This is a genomic window from Candidatus Binatia bacterium (assembly GCA_036504975.1).
In the GTDB taxonomy this organism is placed as follows: Bacteria; Desulfobacterota; Binatia; order UBA9968; family UBA9968; genus JAJPJQ01.
This window is the reverse complement of sequence record DASXUF010000008.1, coordinates 24,017-42,960: the sequence shown is the minus strand read 5'-3', so window position 1 is coordinate 42,960 and position 18,944 is coordinate 24,017. Positions and strand designations below refer to the sequence as shown.

Genomic DNA, 18,944 nt, shown 5'->3' with positions numbered 1-18,944 from the left:
GAAGGGTGAGGGGGAGCTTCATCATTGAGCGCCAAGGTAATGTGATACACTGGAACGGGATCGTCGATGCAGCTCTCCCATAACATGGAAGCCGAAGTCCGCGAGCTGGCCCGCTCGCTTTATATCAAAGCGTCCGCGCACAAGCCTTCTCTCTTTGAGCCGCAGGACTGGATCGGCCGAATGATCGACGGCGCGCTCGCCGACGAATCGCTCCGCACGGCGCTGTTCCGCTTCGTCGACGTGCTGCCGAGCCTGGATTCGGCGGCGGAGATCGGCCGCCACCTGCGCGAGTACTTCGGCCGTGTGGACCACGCCCTGGGCGGCCTCGTCTTTCTCGCGCAGGCGCTCCACGCGGGAGCGCTAGTCGCTCCGCTCGTGCGGCACAACGTCGTTCGCCTCGCGCGCCGTTTTATCGCCGAGGAGGAGAGCAAGGCGCTCGTCCCGGTGTTGGAAAAGTTGCGCCAAGAGCCCTCGGCGTTCACTCTGGACGTTGTGGGCGAGGCGACGGTAAGCGACGGCGAAGCCCTTGCGATGCAACGCCGCTACATCGATCTACTGCGCCGTCTGGCCGCGGCAAGCCGGGACTGGCCTTCGGCTCCGCAGATCGACGCCGGCCCGGACGGGCCGCTTCCCAGAATCGATCTGTCAGTAAAGCTCTCGGCGCTCTGCGCGCGCTTCGATCCCCTCGATCTGGACACCGAGATCGCCGTGAAAGATCGGCTCCGGCCGCTTTTGCGCGAGGCTTCCAAGCTCGATGCGGCGCTCACCGTCGACATGGAGCAGTACGCCCACAAAGATCTGACCCTCGACATTTTCCGCTCTCTGCTGGAAGAGGAGGAATTTAGCCGACGCCCTCGCGTGACGATAGCAATGCAAGCCTATTTGCGCGACGCCGAGAGCGATCTCGCCGCGCTCATCCGCTGGGCGAAAGAGCGCCGGCGGCGGGTCGGCGTGCGGCTCGTCAAAGGCGCCTACTGGGACAGCGAGATCGCCTGGGCCAAGCAGAAGAATTGGCCCATCCCGGTTTTTCTCGACAAGGCCGCGACCGACGCCAACTACGAGCGCCTCACTCGGTTGCTGTTGGAAAATCACGATATCATAGACGCGGCCTTCGGCAGCCACAATTTGCGCAGCCTCGCTCATGCGGTGGTAGCGGCCCGGCATCTGGGCATCCCTGAGAACGGCTACGAGATCCAAATGCTCTTCGGCATGGCCGAGTCCGTGCGCCAGGCGATCATTCAAAGCGGCCGGCGCGTGCGCGTCTACGTTCCCGTCGGTGAGTTGATTCCCGGCATCGCCTATCTCATCCGGCGGCTGATGGAGAACACTTCGAATACATCGTTTTTGCGCCAGACCTACGCCGAGCAGAAACAGATCGAATCGCTGATCGAAGCCCCCGTGCCCAAAACGCGGGCAGAGCCCGTGCCGCCCGCAACTCCGCGCCTCACCGATGCGGAGAATCCCGGAGAATTCGTCAACGAGCCGCCGCTCGATTTCTCCCGGCGGGAAAACCGCGAGCGCTTCGCCGCCGTTATGCGCGAAGTCGAGAGCAAACTGGGACGGAACTATCCTCTCTGGATCGGCGGCGGAGAGGAGAAAAGTGAAACGTGGATCGAGTCGGTGAATCCGGCCGCGCAGCAAGAGATCCAAGAGATCGTGGGGCGCGTGCCGCTCGCCGGAAAAAAAGAGGCCGATCAAGCGATCGAGACGGCGGAAACATTTTTTCCTGGCTGGCGCGCGACGCCGGCCCGCGAGCGCGCCGCGATCCTCTTCCGCGCCGCGGCGATCATGCGCGAGCGGCGTCTCGAGCTCGCCGCCTGGGAAGTTTTCGAAGTCGGCAAAGGCTGGCGCGAGGCGGACGCCGACGTCGTCGAGGCGATCGATTACCTGGAATACTACGGCCGCGAGATGATCCGCCTGGCCGAGCCGCGCGCGACTGAGATTCTTCCGGGCGAGAGCAATCTCTATTTCTACGAGCCCAGAGGCGTCGCCGTCGTAATCGCGCCGTGGAATTTTCCCCTGGCGATTCTTGCCGGCATGACCGCGGCTGCGCTGGTCGCCGGCAACTGCGCTATTATCAAGCCCGCCGAACAGTCGCCGGTGATGGGTTTTCACCTGTTGGATATTTTGCGTGAAGCCGTGCTGCCGCCGCTCGCGTGCCAGCTCCTTCAGGGCGGCGGCGAGCTTGGCGCCTATCTGGTGCGCCATCCAGCCGTCCATCTGATCGCCTTCACCGGCTCGCGCGAAGCCGGCCTGGAGATTCTCAGCGAAGCCTACACCTACCAGCCCGGCCAGCAACACGTGAAGCGCGTGATCGCGGAAATGGGAGGAAAAAACGCGGTCATCGTCGACGCGGACGCCGATCTGGACGAGGCGGTCACCCACATCATCGACTCGGCGTTCGGCTATCAGGGGCAAAAGTGCTCGGCCGCGTCGCGGCTCATCCTGGTGGAGGCAGTGCACGATCGCCTGCTCAAGCGGCTGGTGGAAGCGGTAAGGAGCTTAAAGATCGGCGCGCCCAAAGATCCGCGCCACTTCATCGGCCCGGTGATCGACGCCGCGGCTGAGGCGCGCATCGCCGGCTATATCGACCTCGGCAAGCGCGAGGGAAAATGCATGCTGGAAATGGCCGTGCCGAAGGAGGGCTACTACATCGGTCCGGCGATCTTCAGCGAGATCGAGCCGCAGCACCGGCTGGCTCAGGAGGAAATCTTCGGCCCGGTGCTCGCCGTGATCCGGGCGCGCGACTTCGACGACGCGCTCCGGATTGCAAAGCAATCTTCCTACGCGCTGACCGGCGGCCTGTTCTCGCGCTCGCCGGCGCACATCGAGCAGGCGCGCAGAGAATTTTACGTGGGCAATCTCTATATCAATCGCGGCATCACCGGCGCCGTCGTCGGACGGCAACCCTTCGGCGGGCTCAAGCTCTCCGGCATCGGCTCCAAGGCCGGCGGCCCGGACTATCTTCTCCAGTTCGTCGAACCGAGGACGGTGAGCGAGAACACGCTGCGCCACGGCTTCGTCCCGCCCGAGGAGTTAAAGGAAGATTAAGATGGCGACCGGAAGACCGAAACACGCTTCCACGGTGCTGCTCATCCGCCCCGACCCAGACGGAAAATTCGAAATCCTCCTGACCCGCCGGCTGAGCGAGATGAAGTTTTTGGGAGGATACTATGTCTTTCCCGGAGGCAGCGTCGGCGCGGAAGACGGGTCGGAAAAGATCCTGCGTCGCTGCCGCGGGCTCTCGGGAAGAGAAGCGCAACGGATCCTCGGCGATCATGTCGGCCCGGAGCTTTCGCTGGCGCACTGGGTCGCGGTCATCCGAGAACTGTTCGAAGAAGTGGGCATCGTTCTCTGCGTCGGAGAGAACGGCGCTGCGCCGGATGTGAAGGACCCAGAGACGGCGCGGAGGTTCGAGGACAGGCGCAAGGCTCTCGTCGCAGGATCTTTGGACTTCGGTTCTTTTCTCGAAGCGGAAAATCTTTTCTGCGATTTGAATCGCATCACATATTTTTCCCACCGCGTGACGCCGGAATTTTTTCCCATGCGCTTCGACACTCGTTTTTATCTCGCCGCGCTCCCCGAAGGACAAACCGCATTGCAGAAATCAGAAGAAGTCGCCGACAGCCTGTGGATAGCGCCCGGAGAGGCATTGAAGGAAGGGAATCGCGACCTGCCGCTCCTCCCGCCGACGACGACGATGCTGCAAAACCTGTGCGCCACTAATTCGTGGCAGAGTTTGTGCGAGAAATTTTCCTTGACTTAGAGGAATCCCCGGGCGATCGCGCTTGACGCGCCGTACGCTCGCGGAGTATGCGTTGCTGCAACTGGGTGATGACTTGGTCGATTTCTAGGTACCAGAACACAGTGGTCGCTTCATCCATTGTACGCGGCTTGTTTTCCCCCTTGGGCTGGCTTGTGGGGTTCTGGCTCTTATCGGGGGCACACCAGGCGGTCTATGCCCACTATGGCGTGGAGGGATCGGCTTTGTCTCACGTTCTTTGGCAATGGGGTACTTCGCTACTGATCGTCTGGTGGGTGCAGGACGACGAGCGACAAACCGGGTATCGGCCTTGCTACGAATATGCCGCCTTCATGTTTTTCGGATGGCCGTTGTTGCTGCCCGATTATCTTCTGAGGACGCGGGGTATTCGAGGCCTATTGTGGATAAGTGCCTTTTCTATTCTATTTTTTACGCCCTGGCTCTTCGCGATAGCTACCTTCTACCTGGCCGGCTAAGGTTTTACGGCGTGAACGCCTCGTTGACCGATGAGTAAGTCGCGCCCGGCTGCGGCCCGCCGGAAATCACGTAGATCGTCTCTCCCACCACCGCCACTCCCAATCCATGGCGCGCCGTCGGCATCGGATTCCTCGTTGTCCAGGCGTTCTTCATCGGATCGTAGGATTCAACTTGATTGAAAGTCCCGGCCGGCGATTCGCCGCCGAAGATGAAAATTCGCCCGCCGAGCGCGGCGCCGCCGATGCCGCTTCTCGCGGTCAGGATCGGCGCGCGCGGGCGCCACTTGTCCGTCGCCGGATCGTACTCTTCGTTGACGGCGACGTTGCGCGCGTGGCGTCCGTCGAGTCGCCCGGCGACGGCGTAGAGCTTGCCGCCCACGACGCCGACGGCCAGGTGATCTCTTGGAGACGGAATGGACGCGCGTTTGACCCATTTATTCTCTGTCGGATCATACTGCTCATTGGCGCCGCTGTTGCGTTGATCTTTGTCCACCCCACCGATGGCGTAAATTTTGTCGCCGACCACGCCCACCGCCAAGGCGCCGCGCGCCGTCGGCATGGGCGAAACGGCGCGCCATCGATCGGCGGACGGATCGTATTCGTAGACCGTGTCCATCGACCCGACGCCGGTGATGTAGCCGCCGATGACATAAATCTTTCCATTCACCGCGGCGGCGCCGACGTGGTGGAGAGGACGCGGCAGAGACGCGCGGCGACGCCAGCGATCAGTTGCCGTGTCATACTCTTCGACTAAATCTCCGTTTTGCCCGAAGCCGCCCATCACGTAAATCTTGCCGCCGATCGCCGCAGCGGCCACTTCGGTCCGGGCCGATGGCATGGGAGCTTTCACCACCCACTTCCCGCTCGCTTGCGCGAAGGCCGCAACCGGCGGAGCCGGGATGACCAGCGGAAGCAAAAATATTATAAACCGCCAGGACTTCATACGATCCGGACCACACCACAAAGAACGCAAAGAACTCAAAGAAATTGTTTCTGAGCGCCTTGAACCCTATGTGTTCTTTGCGGTTAAATTTTTCTGAGCTAATTTGCCTCTCGGATTCGGGGTTGAAAAAAGCTCGCGTATTGTTTAATCGTTAACCGCATCCTTTAAACACCCTACCGATTTGGAGGCGCGCATGGAAGCTCTAAATCCCGATGCCTTTCTGAAAGCGTTGGACGAACGGAGAGAGTCCGCGTGGGCAAAGATGACCGCCGACCGGAAGAGTTACGGCGCGGAAAAACCTTTGACGCGCGCCGTGATTCTCCGCCGGCTTCAGTTCGGCGTCGTGATGGAACGCCGCGCCGGCGAAGTCACCGCGAGATGGGTCAATCAGGTGCCGGATTTGGACATCCAGCGGCCGCTGTCGGAATACGTCGCCAATGAGCTCAAGCACGCGGCGATTTTGCGCGACAGAATCAAGGAACTCGACGGCGATCCTGACGCGCTCTGGAGCGCGCCGCTCCCGGAGTTGAAGGCGTTATGGGACTATCACGCTTCGCTGGATTCTTTTTGCGAGCTGCTCGCCAGCGTGCAGTACGGGCACGAAGAGTTTTTTCCGCGCACGTCGAAATCGTTCATCGAGCGCGTCGAGCCGATCGACCCGAAGACGGCTTCGATCTATCGCGACACCTTGCTGGGAGATGAAGAGGGACACGAATGGCTGGCGCCTGAAGCGCTCAAGCGTTACGCGTTGGATGCGGCGACGCAAAAGTGTTGTCTCGAAGCATTGGACCGCGGGTGTGAGCTATTTGCGCGCGCGATCCAGAGTTTTAACCGGGCAAACGCTGCTTGATGCAGCCGACGAAAGGAAAAGGGAGATACGCTCGGTTGGCGCATCTCACGACTGGATTCTCACCGCTCGTGTTTCGGCTCGATTCTCTTTCCGTAGGTGATCTCTCCTTTATCGACCCGGAGAGAAAATCCGCAATCCGGGTTCGTGCAGGCCCAGGCTTTGAACGTCACGGAAGCGCCTTCCTGGCCGTAATCCGATAGCGGGATCAGCAACCCGTTGTTGCACTTCTGGCATTTCGGCAGCTCCATCTCCGCTCCTCCTTTCGGCTCACCAAACATGCGGAACCACATGCCCAGTCCGCTGAAAGTTTATAGAACGGTATGGGTGAAATCAAGCAAGCTCATGGAATCATTTTGTCGAAGATTAGTGACGTGATCGGACCGGGATGGGAGAGAGACTGGCGAGTGAGCCGCCAGCCCTCTCCCATTTGGGTAGGAGTGAAGATCACTTCTTGGTGTCGCCCTTTTTCTCTTCCTTCTTCTCCTCGGACGCCGCTTTACCTTTCGCCTTGCCTTTCTCTTCGCCTTTCTTCTCCCCCTTTGTCACCTTCTCCTCGTCCTTTTTGGACTTCTCCGGAGGAGTGGCCGGGGTTGCGGGCTGGGCGAAGCTGACGCTGCTGAATGCCAGTGTCATCAAGGCCGCCACGAACAGCTTGAGCATGCTTTTCATAGAATCACCTCCCTTTGGCAGCTTAGACGCGGGAGGCGGGGGTTGCTGCAACCCGATCATCGCCGGAGAAACAACCTTTTGAATTTCCAGCGGATTCTATGAACCGTAGAAGCGCCCGGCATTTTCTTCCAGGAGCTTCTTTTTTGCCGAAGCGGGTAGATCGCCGCGCTCTTGGAGAAAGCGAGCCGTTCCTGCGGTGCGATCGGCGTGAGGGTAATCCGAGGAGTAAAGCAGCTTGTCTGCGCCGAGCTCTTGGACGATGCGGCCGAGCGCGGACTCGTTCCCTTCGCAGCCGAAAAAAATCCTGCCGGAGTTCAAATATTCGCTCGGCGGGCGGCCGATCAACTGGCGCGCGTTGTAACGCGGGTTCTCGAAATGATCGTCCATGCGCTCGACGTAAGCGGCGACCCAGTTGCAGCCGCCCTCGAGAAATGCAAATCGCAAGTTCGGGTAGCGATCCATCAGTCCGGAGCACATGACGCTCGTGAAGCCGGCCATGATGGGAAAAATTCCCGCCAGGACGCGGTTGGGGAAAAAATGGGGGAACAGCTCGCTCACCGCGGGAAATTCGAAACTGAAATGAACCGCGACCGGTAGGAGGAGTCGGTTCGCCTCGGCGAAGAAGTTCTCATGAGTCGGATGATCCAGCCGGTTGGGGCCGATCGTGCCGTTGATCATCACCGCAGCGAGGCCAAGCGATTTGATCCGCACGACTTCCTCAACGGCGCCATCGGGATCGCGCAAGCAAACCACGCCGACCCCTTTCAAACGATCCGGCGCTTCCGCGCATACTTTGGCGAGCCACCTGTTGTAGGCGCGGCAGACGCCGTTGCCGAGAACGCCGTCTTTCCATGAGTTGATGTGCAAGAGAAAGCTCGGGTAGAGATACTGAACGTCGATGCCTTCTTTGTCCAAATCGTCGAGGCGCTCTTTTACGTTCGTGAGAGTCTGACTGCCGACCGAAGCGCGGCGCGCCGATTGAAGCTTTTTTCCCGGCGGCGCCGCCGAGCCCGGATTCCCGGCGCCGGGAATGCTCGGCCGGCTGTAGCGCGTCGCCCCGTCCACGACCCAGAAGTTGGCGCCTTCATCGTTCGACACGAGCCGCGGCCGATAGTTGCGAAGCGGCGGCTCCATATATTTTTCAAAGACCTCTTCGGTCTCGAATAGATGTCCGTCGGCGTCGATGATCATGAGTCCGCCCTTACTGTTTCCACTAAAGCGATCGCTCAGGGCGCGAGTCTTCGGGCCGCGACCGAGCCCTTCGGGATCTCAAATGACAAATCTCAAATCCCAAATCTGAGATCTGAAATCTGCGATTTGAAATTCCGAGCATAGCGAGGACTTGGCCCTCTCCCTCACGCCCTTCGCTCTCGCAAAGTGATTAGCCTTCCCGCCTATTCCACCAAGCCGATTTTTATCAGATCGACCTCTACACCCAAGCCCGGCTTTTCCGGCGGGGAGGAAAAGCCGCCGGCGATTTCCAGCCCGCTGCATGGATCGTTGGCCATGCGCTCGAACTCGCCGATCTCGCATGGGAGCTTTAGATTCTTGAGGCTCGCCGCCAGATGAACGTTGCCGGCGTCGAGCAGCCGGCTGCCGGGCGCGGTGCCGACGAGATAATCGATGCCGGCGGCTTCGCACACGGCCGCCGCTTTACGCGCCTTGAAGATACCGCCCATCTTGGGAATTTTTAAGCTGATCACGTCCGCCGCGCCGGCGTCGATGATTTTCAGCGCGTCCGTCGCGGAGTTGACGGCTTCGTCCGCCATCACAAGCGGACTTACGGATTGCCGCACCAGCGCCATGCCCTTCAAATCCGACGCCTTGACCGGCTGCTCCACGAGCGTGACATCGTACGGCTCCATCCGGTTGACGCTGCGGATCGCCTCTTTCGCCGAGCAGGCTTGGTTGAAGTCGATCGTAAGCGTGACGTCCGGGCCGACCGCATCGCGCACGCGCTTCACCCGCTCGACGTCGTCCTTGATGTTGGTCCCGACCTTGAGCTTCAGCGCGGTGTAGCCGCGCTGTACGAGATCTATTGATCGTTCCGCCATTTCTTTCGGCTCGAACATGCCCATCAGCCGCGTGACGCGGACGCGGCGCTGAACGATGCCGCCGAACAGACGGTTCGCCGGCACGCGCAAAGCCTTTCCCATGAGGTCGTGCAGCGCGAGGTCGATGCCCGCCTTCGCCCTTTCCGCGCCGCGAACAATCGAATCGAGCTTCTGAATGATGGCTTCGATATCGAAAGGATACATGCCGGCGAGCGCCGGACCGAAGCGGTTGTTCAGCAGCTCCAAGTGATTAGCGCCGGTATCGCCGCTGATAAAAATCGCGCCGGGACTCGCCACGCCGACGCCGAAAATCTTCTCGTCGGTGTCGATCCGGACGAAGATCAGCTCGTGCGTGTCGTGACCGCCGAGCGAAGTCTTCCAGCCGGTCATCGTGTTTTGAACTTTGTGCGAAACCGCCCGGACCCGGGTGATCTTCATCTATCTGCCTCCGATAACGCTTGTATTTACCTCCGCGGCGGTAAAGTTTGCAACCCGCTCGGGACGAATTCGGTGAGCGAGGAATTGTCTGCGCCAATTAGCCTGGCGCTAAATAACTCTTGACGCTCCATGTCGCTTTAAAGTATGGCTTGCCCAGTTCCGATTCCGCTGATTAGGAACACGCGTGAAATCCAAGCTTCGATATGAATATATCCTCGTTGTAGTTTTAGTCGTGCTTGCTTTGACCGTTCGCCTGCACGAAATTCACTACAGCTTGGATGGGGACGAAGTCTTCTCCGTTCAACTCGCGAGCAAACAGTTTGCGGAGGTGATCTCGGGCTCTTTGCGAGATAAGCCGCATCCTCCGCTGCAAAACCTCCTCCTTTATCTATGGATGAAAGCATTCGGGGTCTCGGAGGCATCCGCTCGATCCTTGAGCGTGCTGTTCTCGGCCGCCTTCCTTGCGACGTCATATCCGTTGTTTCGCCGGTATCTTTCCCCGTGGCTCGCTCTCGGCGTACTTTCAATCGTCGCTCTAAGTCCATTTTTTGTCTACTACGGGCAGCAGGCGCGGCCCTACGCTCTGATCGCGTTTCTTTCAACCGCTAACGTACTCGCCTTCCTCAGAGTTCTCCAGGAGCCGCGTGAGCGTAAACGCCTGGCGGTTTGGGCCGTCTCGTGCTGCGTCCTGCTCTATGCCCAATATCTCGCGATATTGCTCATCGCCGTTCAAATCAGCGTCGCATTGTTCACTCTGCGGTCGGAGAGCTGGAGGATCGTTGCCTATGCCTCGGCGGGAACCGTTTTCATCCTGCCCTGGTTCATCGCTGCGTTGAGCGACTCAATCTCGAGAGGAATTGATCCATCACGCCATGTCGCGTGGATGACGCCGCCGACTTTTGTCGATTTGGTGCGGTTCTACCTATCCGTGTTCGGAGAAACCCCGGTGCTGCGAATGCACTGGCTACTCGTGCTGCTGGCGGCGCTCGGAGCGGCGTCCATACGATACCGCGTCCTACCGAGAGATGTGGGCGCTCGCCATTTGCTCCTGTTTCTCATAGCCTTTGGACTGCCGGCAGTCGTTTATATCGTCTCGATATCCGGACCAGCGTCCATTTTTGCTTCGCGGCAACTGCTTCAATCAACGGTCGCATTCGTCATTGTGATTGGATTGTGTCTGACAATGTTGCCGCGGACTTTGGCCGCAGGATTCTGGCTGATCTTGCTGGCGTGGACAGCCGCGTCTCTGCCAACCGCGTTCCCGCACAACACGAAGCCGCCATGGCGCGATGTCGCGACCAAACTTGACGAACAGTATGCTTCGATGCCGGTTGTCGCGCAGGAGCGTTGGGTCGTTCGACCCCTGTCGTATTATCGAACATCGGGATCTGTCCGGCTTTGGAGCGATCTTGGAGAAAAGGAAAAGACCGGCAGGCTTTTGTTTGTCTGCCGCAAGTTTCAGTGCTCGGAGGTTGAAACCGAACCGCTTCAATCCCGCCGCTCGCTGGTAGCAAATTGGCGATGGGGCAGTGCGCGTGAGAATGGAGAGTTTAATCAGCTGTTCCTGTATGAGATTGGACGGGGAAATTTAGGGGGAATTTAGAGGGGGAATTTAGGGGGAATTTAGGGGACGTTGTTGACTGAGTTGAGAATTTAGGGGACGTGGGAATTTAGGGGAATTTAGCGGGGAATTTAGGGGACGTTGTTGACTGAGTTGACTTGCTAAGATGTCAAATTGCTTTTTCGTAGTACCTAGGAGAAAAAATGCCACAGCACCCAAACTGGGAAAGAAAAAGGGATATCATTCTGAATTTTTACCCCTAACCTTCTGCTTCCGGCCGACGCCGAACGCGCGACCGAGCTTCGCATAGCGCAGAAAAAGAAAATCTGCTATCAGAGAAGTTATGGGAGTATTTCGCGTTCCGGTGAAGGTGAGGAACTGGCAAAACCGGTACCTCCCGTCAGACAAACAAGGAAAAGAAATAGAGTGCCAGGCGCTGGTCGATTCCGGCGCAGCGGAGTTCGTGCTCCCCGTCGAACTTCTCGAACCCCTCCGCCTTGAGTATCTGGACGAGGTGCGTGTCTACACCACCGCTGCCGGCGAGCACGACTATCGCGTATTCGGCATTGCAGAAGTGGAAGTCCAAGGGAGAACTTGTCAGGTGCGCGTGATCGAGCTTCCCCACGGAGCGGAGCCGCTTCTGGGAGCGGTTCCGCTTGAAGAGATGGACTGGCACATTTGTCCGGCAGAGAAGCGCCTCGTTCCCAATCCGAGATCGCCGGAAAAGCCTCTCATCCCGTTGGTTTAAAGAGTGCTAACTACTCCCTTCAGACCGATCGCTACTAGCGGCGACTGGGGCAATCGATGAGCGATTTTGTAATCTGCATTAACAACAGCAGTAACCCTGCCAGCCTGCTGGTAGGCAAAGTTTACCGCACCTTGCCGGACGCGGAGGCGGAAGCGCACAACATGCTGCGCGTCATCGACGAAGACAAGTCAGAACCCGACGGGTATCTCTATCCCGCCTCAATGTTTGCGCCGATCGAGCTACCGGAAGTTGCAAAGCGCGCGTTGACGGCGAACGGCGCGTGAGGCGAGCCGTTAACCCACCACAAAATCCAAATTCTCATTGACACGATCCGGCGCGGGGGATATAGTCAAATTCCGTGATGCGCTTTCCAAGAAGGCCATCGCGGCTTTTTATTTTTGGCGGCAGAACTCCGAGTACCGGCCACACAACCCGCCGGCCGGCGCCCGGAGCTTAATATGGCCGTCGTCGCGATTATCCCGGTCCGCTACGGTTCGAGCCGCTTTCCCGGAAAGCCCCTGGCCATGATCGGCGGCAAACCGATAATCCAGCACGTCTATGAAAACACTTCCCGCACTCCCGGATTGAATCGCGTCATCGTCGCCACCGACGATCGCCGCATTTTTGAGACGGCGAAACAGTTCGGCGCCGAGGCAGTGATGACCTCGGCAAAGCACGCGAGCGGCACCGACCGCCTCGCCGAGGTCGCCAGGAAAATCCGCGCCGAGTGGATCGTCAACGTTCAGGGAGACCTGCCTTTCATCCGTCCGCAGACGATTCTCCGGACGCTGAACCCGCTGCGCCGCGACCGCTCGATCCCCATGGGAACGGCACGAACGCCGATCTTCGAGCGCGACGAATGGCTCAACCCGAACGTCGTCAAGGTCGTCACCGACCGGGAAGGATCCGCGCTTTATTTTTCCCGCGCGCCGATTCCTTACGCGCGGGGAGATAACGGCGCTCCGGCGCACGCCGCGAACGGCGCCCTACTTGGCTATCGCCACGTGGGGATTTACGTTTATCGCCGCGAGTTTTTGCTGAAGTTCGCCGGTATGCGCCAGACGGCGCTGGAGCAGGCGGAAAAATTGGAGCAGCTTCGGGTTCTGTCCTACGGTTATCGCATTCGCGTTGCAGACGTGGAGGAGCCTTCAGTGGAGGTGGACACGCCGGAAGATTTACTGAAGGCGGAAGAGTACCTCAGCAGCGCGCGGCAATAGAGCAGGAGACGGAACGCACTATGGCAAGCGTGAAAACCAAATTCATCTTCGTAACCGGAGGCGTCGTATCGTCGCTGGGCAAGGGATTGGCCTCCGCCTCGATCGGCGCGCTGATGGAAAGCCGCGGTTTGAAGGTGACGCTGCTCAAGATGGATCCGTACATCAACGTCGATCCCGGCACGATGAGCCCGTTTCAGCACGGCGAGGTCTTCGTCACCGACGACGGCGCGGAAACCGATCTCGACCTCGGCCACTACGAGCGCTACGTCTCGACGCCGATGGGAAAGAAAAACAACTTCACCACCGGCCAGATTTACGAAACCGTCATCAGCAAGGAGCGGCGCGGCGATTACCTCGGCGGCACGGTGCAGGTGATCCCGCACATCACCGACGAGATCAAGCGGCGCATCCAGGCCGCCGCCGAAGGCTACGACATGGCCATCTGCGAAGTCGGCGGCACGGTCGGCGACATCGAAGGCCTGCCGTTCCTGGAGGCCGTGCGCGAGTTCGGCTGGGACTGGGGCAAGGAAAACGTTCTCTACGTTCATCTGACCTTGGTTCCCTACATCACCGGCGGCGGAGAGCTGAAGACCAAGCCAACGCAGCACAGCGTGAAAGAGCTGACCGGCCTCGGAATCCAGCCGGACATTTTGCTTTGCCGCACCGACCGCCTGCTGGACAAAAAGATCAAGGCCAAGATCGCGCACTTCTGCAACGTGGACGAAAGCTCGGTCATCACCGCCAAGGACGTGGAATGGATTTACGAAGTGCCGCTGATTTTCCACCAGGAGGGTCTCGACGAGAAGGTCGTCGAGAAGCTCCACATGTGGACGGGCGCGCCCAATCTCAAAAAATGGGAGAGAGTCGTCCAGGTGCTGAAGAATCCCAAAGAGACCGTGCGCATCGCCGTCGTCGGAAAGTACATGGAGCTGAAGGAGTCTTACAAGAGCCTGATGGAAGCGCTGGTGCACGGCGGCATCGCCAACGAGGCGAAGGCGGACCTGCAGTGCATCGAGGCCGAGAGCATCGAAGAGAGCGGCACGAAAGTTTTGGATCAGGCCGACGGCATTCTCGTTCCCGGCGGCTTCGGCGACCGCGGCAGCGAGGGAAAGATCACAGCGGCGCGCTACGCCCGCGAGAACCGCATCCCCTATTTCGGCATTTGCCTCGGGATGCAGATGGCGGTGGTTGAGTTCGCACGCAACGTTTGTGGCTTGAACGCGGCGAACTCGACCGAATTCGACGCCCACACGCCGCACCCGGTGATCGACCTCATGGAAATGCAGAAAGGCGTCGAGAAAAAAGGCGCGACGATGCGACTCGGGGCCTATCCCTGCATTCTCCAGGACGATTCCCTCGCCGCGAAAGTCTACGGCAAGAAAAAAATCTCCGAGCGCCATCGCCACCGCTACGAGTTCAACAACAAATACCGCGACGCGTTCGCTGAAAAAGGCATGTTCCCGAGCGGCCTGTCGCCGGACGCGAGTCTGGTCGAGATCGTCGAGTTGAAAGATCATCCGTGGTTCCTCGGATGTCAATTTCACCCCGAGTTCAAGTCGCGTCCGATGGACGCCCATCCCCTCTTCAAGGGATTTATCAAGGCCGCATTGCAAAACCGGCAGGCGCTGAAGGAAGTGCCGCGGATCAAAGTCGCGCGGACGTAAGACTACCCACCGCAGAGGCGCGGAGGACGCGGAGAGGGAAAGAGCCGATGTTAACTCCGCGAGCTCTGTGTGCCTCTGTGGTGAATACGCCTTAGACATGAAAATTTGCATTCTGCGCCTGCCGGTGTTTTACTAGCTCCTCACGATGGCTGCCAAAAAAATAAAAATCGGCGGATTCGAGATCGGCGGCGGGCGGCCGCTGGCGCTGATCGCCGGGCCGTGCGTGATCGAGAGCGTCGATTCGGCCATGAGGCACGCCGCCTTCATCAAGCAAGCGGCCGATCGAGTCGGCATGCCCTTCATCTTCAAATCCTCCTATGATAAGGCCAATCGCACTTCGCTGTTTTCTTTCCGCGGACCGGGGGTCGAAGAAGGGCTCGGCATCCTCGCCAAAGTGCGGCAGGAGATCGGCGTCCCCGTTCTCACCGACGTGCATGAAAAAGAACAAGTCGATCTGGCAAAGGATTCCGTCGACGTGCTCCAGATTCCCGCCCTTCTCTGCCGCCAGACCGATTTCGTCGTCGCCGTGGCGCAGTCGGGCAAGATCGTGAACGTAAAGAAGGGACAGTTCCTGGCGCCATGGGACGTCGGCAACATCGTCGAAAAGATCGTCTCGTCCGGAAACGAACGGGTCATGGTGACCGAGCGCGGCGTCTCTTTCGGCTATAACAATTTGGTCTCGGATATGCGCTCGCTGGTGGTGTTGGGCGAGCTGGGCTATCCCGTCGTCTTCGACGCCACGCACAGCCTGCAGCTTCCCGGCGGGTTGGGTCAAGCCTCGGGCGGCGAGCGCCGTTATATTTCGGCGCTCGCCAAGGCCGCCGTCGCAGTCGGTATCGACGCGCTGTTCATGGAAGTCCACGAGAACCCCGACAAGGCGCTCAGCGACGGGCCCAATTCGCTGCCGCTCAATGAATTGGAAGAGCTGCTCAAGCGGGTGAAAGAGATCGACCAACTGGCGAAACGAAATTAGTATGGATTCCGGTAAGACGCTGAAGCGAGCGCGCGCCGTGCTCGACATCGAGGCGCGGGGCATCCTGTCGCTCGTCGACCGGCTCGACGAAAACTTCGTCCGCGCGGTGGATCTGCTTTATCACTGCAAGGGAAAAGTCGTGGTTACGGGCCTCGGGAAATCGGGCCTTATCTGCCGCAAGATCTCCGCCACGCTTTCGAGCACGGGGACGCCGTCGCTGTTTCTCCACGCCGGCGACGCCAATCACGGCGACATGGGAATGATCAACAAGGGGGACGTCGTTCTGGCCGTTTCCAACAGCGGCGAGACGGAAGAGATTCTCAAGTTTGTTCCCATCGTCAAGCGGCTGGGCGTGAAGCTGATCGCCATGACCGGCAATGCCGGCTCCAATCTCTCGACTGCGGCCGACGTCGTGCTCAACGCCGGCGTCAAAGAGGAAGCTTGCCCGATGGGGCTCTCGCCGACGACCAGCACCACCGCGGCGCTGGCGCTGGGTGACGCGTTAGCGGTCGTGCTGCTCGAAAAAAAGGGCTTCAAAGAGGACGACTTCGCCCTCAGGCATCCGGGCGGGACGCTCGGGCGCAAGCTGCTGCTGCGGGTGGAAGATCTGATGCATCGCGACGCCGACTTGCCGCTGGTCGACCGGAAGACTCGGATGAAGGAAGCCATATTGGTCATCACTTCCAAGCGGCTGGGTGTAACCGGAGTCACCGACGAGCGCGGCAATCTAATCGGGGCTATCACCGACGGCGACCTCCGCCGCGGACTGCAGGCGCACGGCGATGGACTGCTCAGCCAAACCGCCGGGGAGGTCATGAGCCGCCAGCCGCGCTCGATCGAGAAGAATACCCTCGCGGCGGAGGCCCTCTCCATGATGGAGGAGAATATCCCGAGTCCCATCACTTCCCTTTTCGTCGTCGAGAAGCAGGGCGACACCAAGCCGGTGGGCATCTTGCACCTGCACGACCTCTTGAAGGCCGGCATCGCCTGATCTCCAGTGCAACGCATTCCCGCACGAGTCCGCAAGAAAGCCCTGAGGATAAAACTCCTCTTGCTCGACGTTGACGGAGTTTTGACCGACGGCAGGATCGTGATGGATCACCGCGGGAATGAGATCAAATCATTCGACGTCCGCGACGGCCAGGGAATTCGCCTGCTCCAACGCGCGGGCGTTAAGGTCGGAATCATTTCCGGCCGCTCGTCGGCCGCGGTCAGGCATCGCGCCAAGGATCTCGGCATCGAACTGCTCTACCTACGGGCCGACGACAAACTCGCCGCCTATGAGAAGATCAAACGCGACACCGATTTTTCAGACTACGAGATCGCCTATGTCGGCGATGACTTGGTGGATCTGCCGCTCCTCAGAAGGGTTGGCATGGCGATAACAGTTAATGACTGCTGGCCGGGCCTTAAGCCGATGACCGATTACGTCACTCGCGCGTCTGGAGGAAAAGGAGCGGCAAGAGAAGTGGCCGAGCTGTTGTTAAAAGCCCAACGGAAGTGGGTTAGAGTGTCCAGAAAGTATTATCTCGCCTGAAATTCGCGCATCTCCAGGAACAATCAAGCAATTTCTAGCAATTTCCGTGCCCGTCGTCTTTACAGCTCTTTTGAAAGATGGTATTTTGCCCTGCTGGGACGCCTATGAATCGTCGCAAGATGAGGATGATCCTCCTGATCGCGATCTCCGCTATATTAGGCGGAGTGACTTTCAAGGTCGGCGAGAGCATCTGGCAGGGGAAGAAGAAGTCGATCAGGGAAAAGGCGGTAAAAACCGCGCTCCAGTACATGCCGGACGCCGCTCTTCAGATCAAGGATTTTCATCGGGCTCAGGTCGATGGCGAGAGAAAAGTTTGGGAAGTCTTCGGCGAGGAAGCGAGATACCTCAAAGCAGAAGGGCAATTGGTACTGAAAAAACCGCGCATATTTTTTTATCAGAAGGACGATAGCACCGTGGAGGCTACCGGAGAAAATGGAACCCTCTGGATCGAGGAAGGCCAGGGAGACATGCAGAAGGCGCAACTCCTCGGCGAGGTGGAAGTCAACTTTCGCGGATACGTCTTGAAAACGGGCGAGATTCTCTATTTCAAGAACACCAACCAAATGCTCCTGCCGGGACGGGTAAGCGTCAGAGGCGCTGGCATGGAGTTGGACGGCTCGCACATGGAAGTCAGCCTGGACGACGAGAAGATGCGCTTGAATAGAGACGTGAAAACCAAAGTCGAGCCTGACAAGCTACAAAAATTGAAGGGAAAGCCGAATGAAAAGAAACCAGGCTGATCGGGCATGGCGCCGACGGATGGGCGGAGCGGGGTTGGCGGCCTGTTTGCTTTTTGCAGGCATCCAATCGCCGGGAGACGCGGGAGAGGCGGCGCCCACAACCAAGGCGGGGGCGAAAAAGAAACCCTCATCAGGCGGGGACAACGCCGCCAAGCAAAAGCCCATCTTCGTCAGTTCCGATCGGATGGAAATGGATCGGCAGAAGAACGTTCTGATCTACATTGGCCGGGTGGTCGTGGTTCAGGACGACATGACTATGAGGAGCGACAAGCTGACCACATACTTCGATTCCGACCTGCAGTCGATGAAGGAGGCGATCGCCGAGGGAAAGCTGGTACAGGTAACGCGGGGAGAACGGGTAGCCACCGGCACCAAGGCGGTTTTCGACGGCGTCGCCCAGACCATTACGATGACCGGCAATCCCATGATGCGCCAGGGAAACAGCGAGATCTCGGGAGAGCGCATCATTTACTTCATGGTTGAGGACCGCGCCATCGTCGAAAGTGGAAAAGCCAACCGAGTCAAGGCGACGATTTTCCCCGATGAGCTGCAGCAGCAAAAAGACGGCAGCGAGCCGAAAAAAGAAAAATGAGCCAGCTTCAAGCGAAAGACGTGACGAAAACCTACACCGGCCGGCGGGTGGTCGACCGGGTGAGCCTGGAAGTGAACGGCGGCGAGGTGGTCGGACTTTTGGGGCCCAACGGCGCCGGCAAGACCACGACCTTTCACATGATGGTCGGGCTGGTTCATCCGGACGAGGGGAAAGTCAGCTTGAACGGCGAAGACCTGACGGCCATGCCGATCTATCAACGCGCCCGGGCGGGGCTCAGCTATTTGCCTCAGGAGTCCTCCGTCTTTCGCCGTCTCACCGTGGAGGAAAATATTCTCGCGATTCTCGAAACCCTGGACTTGAGCGAAGCCGAGCAAAGCGAGCGCGCCGAGCGGCTCATGCGGATGCTCGGCGTCTCTGAGCTGGCCAAGCAGAAGGCCGTGACGCTTTCCGGAGGCGAGCGGCGCCGGGTGGAGATCGCCCGGGCGCTCGTCCTGTCGCCGTTTTTCATCCTGCTGGACGAGCCGTTCACCGGCATCGATCCGATCGCCGTCGCCGAGATCCAGAAGATCGTCCGCAAGCTCACCAATAGCGGCATCGGCGTGTTGATCACCGATCATAATGTGCGCGAGACGTTGGGGATCTGCGACCGCGCCTACATCATCAACGAAGGGCAGGTGTTGGAAGAAGGCAATCCGCAGACGATCGCCACCAGCCCCAAGGCGCGCCAGGTTTATCTCGGTGAAGGGTTCAGGCTCTGA

The 18,944-nt window shown here is 59.3% G+C and carries 19 protein-coding genes; 14 read left to right on the top strand and 5 right to left on the bottom strand.

What is annotated here, in order from left to right:
• Positions 1-66: 66 nt before the first annotated feature.
• Both pruA and VGL70_00795 read left to right on the top strand, forming a co-directional pair.
• Positions 67-3,051: an L-glutamate gamma-semialdehyde dehydrogenase gene (gene pruA / locus VGL70_00800; protein ID HEY3302052.1), complete on the top strand. Its 2,985-nt coding sequence runs from the start codon at positions 67-69 to the stop codon at positions 3,049-3,051.
• Position 3,052: 1 nt separating this feature from the next.
• A complete protein-coding gene (locus VGL70_00795; protein ID HEY3302051.1) occupies positions 3,053-3,766 on the top strand; it encodes a hypothetical protein in 714 nt (237 codons plus the stop codon).
• A gap of 477 nt (positions 3,767-4,243) precedes the next feature.
• On the opposite strand, the gene VGL70_00790 is transcribed toward VGL70_00795, so the two are convergent.
• On the bottom strand, positions 4,244-5,182 hold the full coding sequence (locus VGL70_00790) for a kelch repeat-containing protein (GenBank protein HEY3302050.1): 939 nt from the start codon (positions 5,180-5,182) through the stop codon (positions 4,244-4,246).
• Between the two features lie 193 nt (positions 5,183-5,375).
• Here VGL70_00790 and VGL70_00785 point away from each other — a divergent pair, with 193 nt between their 5' ends.
• A complete protein-coding gene (locus VGL70_00785) occupies positions 5,376-6,032 on the top strand; it encodes a hypothetical protein (GenBank protein HEY3302049.1) in 657 nt (218 codons plus the stop codon).
• Positions 6,033-6,091: 59 nt separating this feature from the next.
• Here the strand turns inward: VGL70_00785 and VGL70_00780 are convergent, their stop codons facing one another.
• From VGL70_00780 to VGL70_00765, 4 genes are all read right to left on the bottom strand, one after another.
• Positions 6,092-6,280 (bottom strand): hypothetical protein, encoded by a 189-nt coding sequence (locus tag VGL70_00780; protein ID HEY3302048.1) that lies wholly within the window; start codon positions 6,278-6,280, stop codon positions 6,092-6,094.
• Between the two features lie 196 nt (positions 6,281-6,476).
• Positions 6,477-6,701, bottom strand: coding sequence for a hypothetical protein (locus VGL70_00775; GenBank protein HEY3302047.1), 225 nt, complete (start codon positions 6,699-6,701; stop codon positions 6,477-6,479).
• Between the two features lie 96 nt (positions 6,702-6,797).
• On the bottom strand, positions 6,798-7,892 hold the full coding sequence (locus tag VGL70_00770; protein HEY3302046.1) for an amidohydrolase family protein: 1,095 nt from the start codon (positions 7,890-7,892) through the stop codon (positions 6,798-6,800).
• Positions 7,893-8,095: 203 nt separating this feature from the next.
• The gene (locus VGL70_00765; protein HEY3302045.1) at positions 8,096-9,193 is read right to left on the bottom strand and encodes a mandelate racemase/muconate lactonizing enzyme family protein; all 1,098 of its coding nucleotides are present in this window, start codon (positions 9,191-9,193) and stop codon (positions 8,096-8,098) included.
• Positions 9,194-9,377: 184 nt separating this feature from the next.
• Between VGL70_00765 and VGL70_00760 the strand changes: the two genes are divergently transcribed.
• The 11 genes from VGL70_00760 to lptB all read left to right on the top strand — a co-directional run bounded on the left by VGL70_00760 (position 9,378) and on the right by lptB (position 18,944).
• Positions 9,378-10,796, top strand: coding sequence for a glycosyltransferase family 39 protein (locus VGL70_00760; GenBank protein ID HEY3302044.1), 1,419 nt, complete (start codon positions 9,378-9,380; stop codon positions 10,794-10,796).
• A gap of 301 nt (positions 10,797-11,097) precedes the next feature.
• Positions 11,098-11,502, top strand: a complete 405-nt coding sequence (locus tag VGL70_00755) for a retroviral-like aspartic protease family protein (protein HEY3302043.1) — start codon at positions 11,098-11,100, stop codon at positions 11,500-11,502.
• A gap of 56 nt (positions 11,503-11,558) precedes the next feature.
• The gene (locus tag VGL70_00750; GenBank protein HEY3302042.1) at positions 11,559-11,786 is read left to right on the top strand and encodes a hypothetical protein; all 228 of its coding nucleotides are present in this window, start codon (positions 11,559-11,561) and stop codon (positions 11,784-11,786) included.
• Positions 11,787-11,960: 174 nt separating this feature from the next.
• Entirely contained in the window at positions 11,961-12,719 is a 759-nt protein-coding gene (gene kdsB, locus VGL70_00745) for a 3-deoxy-manno-octulosonate cytidylyltransferase (protein ID HEY3302041.1), read from the top strand.
• A gap of 20 nt (positions 12,720-12,739) precedes the next feature.
• Complete coding sequence (locus tag VGL70_00740) at positions 12,740-14,383, top strand: CTP synthase (GenBank protein ID HEY3302040.1); 1,644 nt, start codon at positions 12,740-12,742, stop codon at positions 14,381-14,383.
• 145 nt (positions 14,384-14,528) lie between these two features.
• Positions 14,529-15,356 (top strand): 3-deoxy-8-phosphooctulonate synthase, encoded by an 828-nt coding sequence (gene kdsA, locus VGL70_00735; protein ID HEY3302039.1) that lies wholly within the window; start codon positions 14,529-14,531, stop codon positions 15,354-15,356.
• A 1-nt stretch (position 15,357) separates the two neighbouring features.
• Positions 15,358-16,347, top strand: a complete 990-nt coding sequence (locus VGL70_00730; protein HEY3302038.1) for a KpsF/GutQ family sugar-phosphate isomerase — start codon at positions 15,358-15,360, stop codon at positions 16,345-16,347.
• A 60-nt stretch (positions 16,348-16,407) separates the two neighbouring features.
• A complete protein-coding gene (locus VGL70_00725) occupies positions 16,408-16,893 on the top strand; it encodes an HAD-IIIA family hydrolase (protein HEY3302037.1) in 486 nt (161 codons plus the stop codon).
• Between the two features lie 104 nt (positions 16,894-16,997).
• A complete protein-coding gene (lptC, locus tag VGL70_00720; GenBank protein HEY3302036.1) occupies positions 16,998-17,633 on the top strand; it encodes an LPS export ABC transporter periplasmic protein LptC in 636 nt (211 codons plus the stop codon).
• The gene (gene lptA / locus VGL70_00715; protein HEY3302035.1) at positions 17,614-18,225 is read left to right on the top strand and encodes a lipopolysaccharide transport periplasmic protein LptA; all 612 of its coding nucleotides are present in this window, start codon (positions 17,614-17,616) and stop codon (positions 18,223-18,225) included. The genes lptC and lptA overlap by 20 nt, the downstream gene beginning before the upstream one ends.
• Entirely contained in the window at positions 18,222-18,944 is a 723-nt protein-coding gene (gene lptB / locus VGL70_00710) for an LPS export ABC transporter ATP-binding protein (protein HEY3302034.1), read from the top strand. Before lptA ends, lptB begins: the two co-directional genes overlap by 4 nt.

Bases quoted from the DNA above. Each gene is read 5' to 3' on its own strand.
- lptC (HEY3302036.1), top strand. From the start codon at position 16,998: ATGAATCGTCGCAAGATGAGGATGATCCTCCTGATCGCGATCTCCGCT.
- lptB (HEY3302034.1), top strand. From the start codon at position 18,222: ATGAGCCAGCTTCAAGCGAAAGACGTGACGAAAACCTACACCGGCCGG.
- VGL70_00730 (HEY3302038.1), top strand. From the start codon at position 15,358: ATGGATTCCGGTAAGACGCTGAAGCGAGCGCGCGCCGTGCTCGACATC.
- VGL70_00755 (HEY3302043.1), top strand. From the start codon at position 11,098: ATGGGAGTATTTCGCGTTCCGGTGAAGGTGAGGAACTGGCAAAACCGG.
- kdsA (HEY3302039.1), top strand. From the start codon at position 14,529: ATGGCTGCCAAAAAAATAAAAATCGGCGGATTCGAGATCGGCGGCGGG.
- VGL70_00765 (HEY3302045.1), bottom strand. From the start codon at position 9,193: ATGAAGATCACCCGGGTCCGGGCGGTTTCGCACAAAGTTCAAAACACG.
- pruA (HEY3302052.1), top strand. From the start codon at position 67: ATGCAGCTCTCCCATAACATGGAAGCCGAAGTCCGCGAGCTGGCCCGC.
- VGL70_00795 (HEY3302051.1), top strand. From the start codon at position 3,053: ATGGCGACCGGAAGACCGAAACACGCTTCCACGGTGCTGCTCATCCGC.
- lptA (HEY3302035.1), top strand. From the start codon at position 17,614: ATGAAAAGAAACCAGGCTGATCGGGCATGGCGCCGACGGATGGGCGGA.
- kdsB (HEY3302041.1), top strand. From the start codon at position 11,961: ATGGCCGTCGTCGCGATTATCCCGGTCCGCTACGGTTCGAGCCGCTTT.
- VGL70_00780 (HEY3302048.1), bottom strand. From the start codon at position 6,280: ATGGAGCTGCCGAAATGCCAGAAGTGCAACAACGGGTTGCTGATCCCG.
- VGL70_00740 (HEY3302040.1), top strand. From the start codon at position 12,740: ATGGCAAGCGTGAAAACCAAATTCATCTTCGTAACCGGAGGCGTCGTA.
- VGL70_00790 (HEY3302050.1), bottom strand. From the start codon at position 5,182: ATGAAGTCCTGGCGGTTTATAATATTTTTGCTTCCGCTGGTCATCCCG.
- VGL70_00785 (HEY3302049.1), top strand. From the start codon at position 5,376: ATGGAAGCTCTAAATCCCGATGCCTTTCTGAAAGCGTTGGACGAACGG.
- VGL70_00770 (HEY3302046.1), bottom strand. From the start codon at position 7,892: ATGATCATCGACGCCGACGGACATCTATTCGAGACCGAAGAGGTCTTT.
- VGL70_00775 (HEY3302047.1), bottom strand. From the start codon at position 6,701: ATGAAAAGCATGCTCAAGCTGTTCGTGGCGGCCTTGATGACACTGGCA.
- VGL70_00750 (HEY3302042.1), top strand. From the start codon at position 11,559: ATGAGCGATTTTGTAATCTGCATTAACAACAGCAGTAACCCTGCCAGC.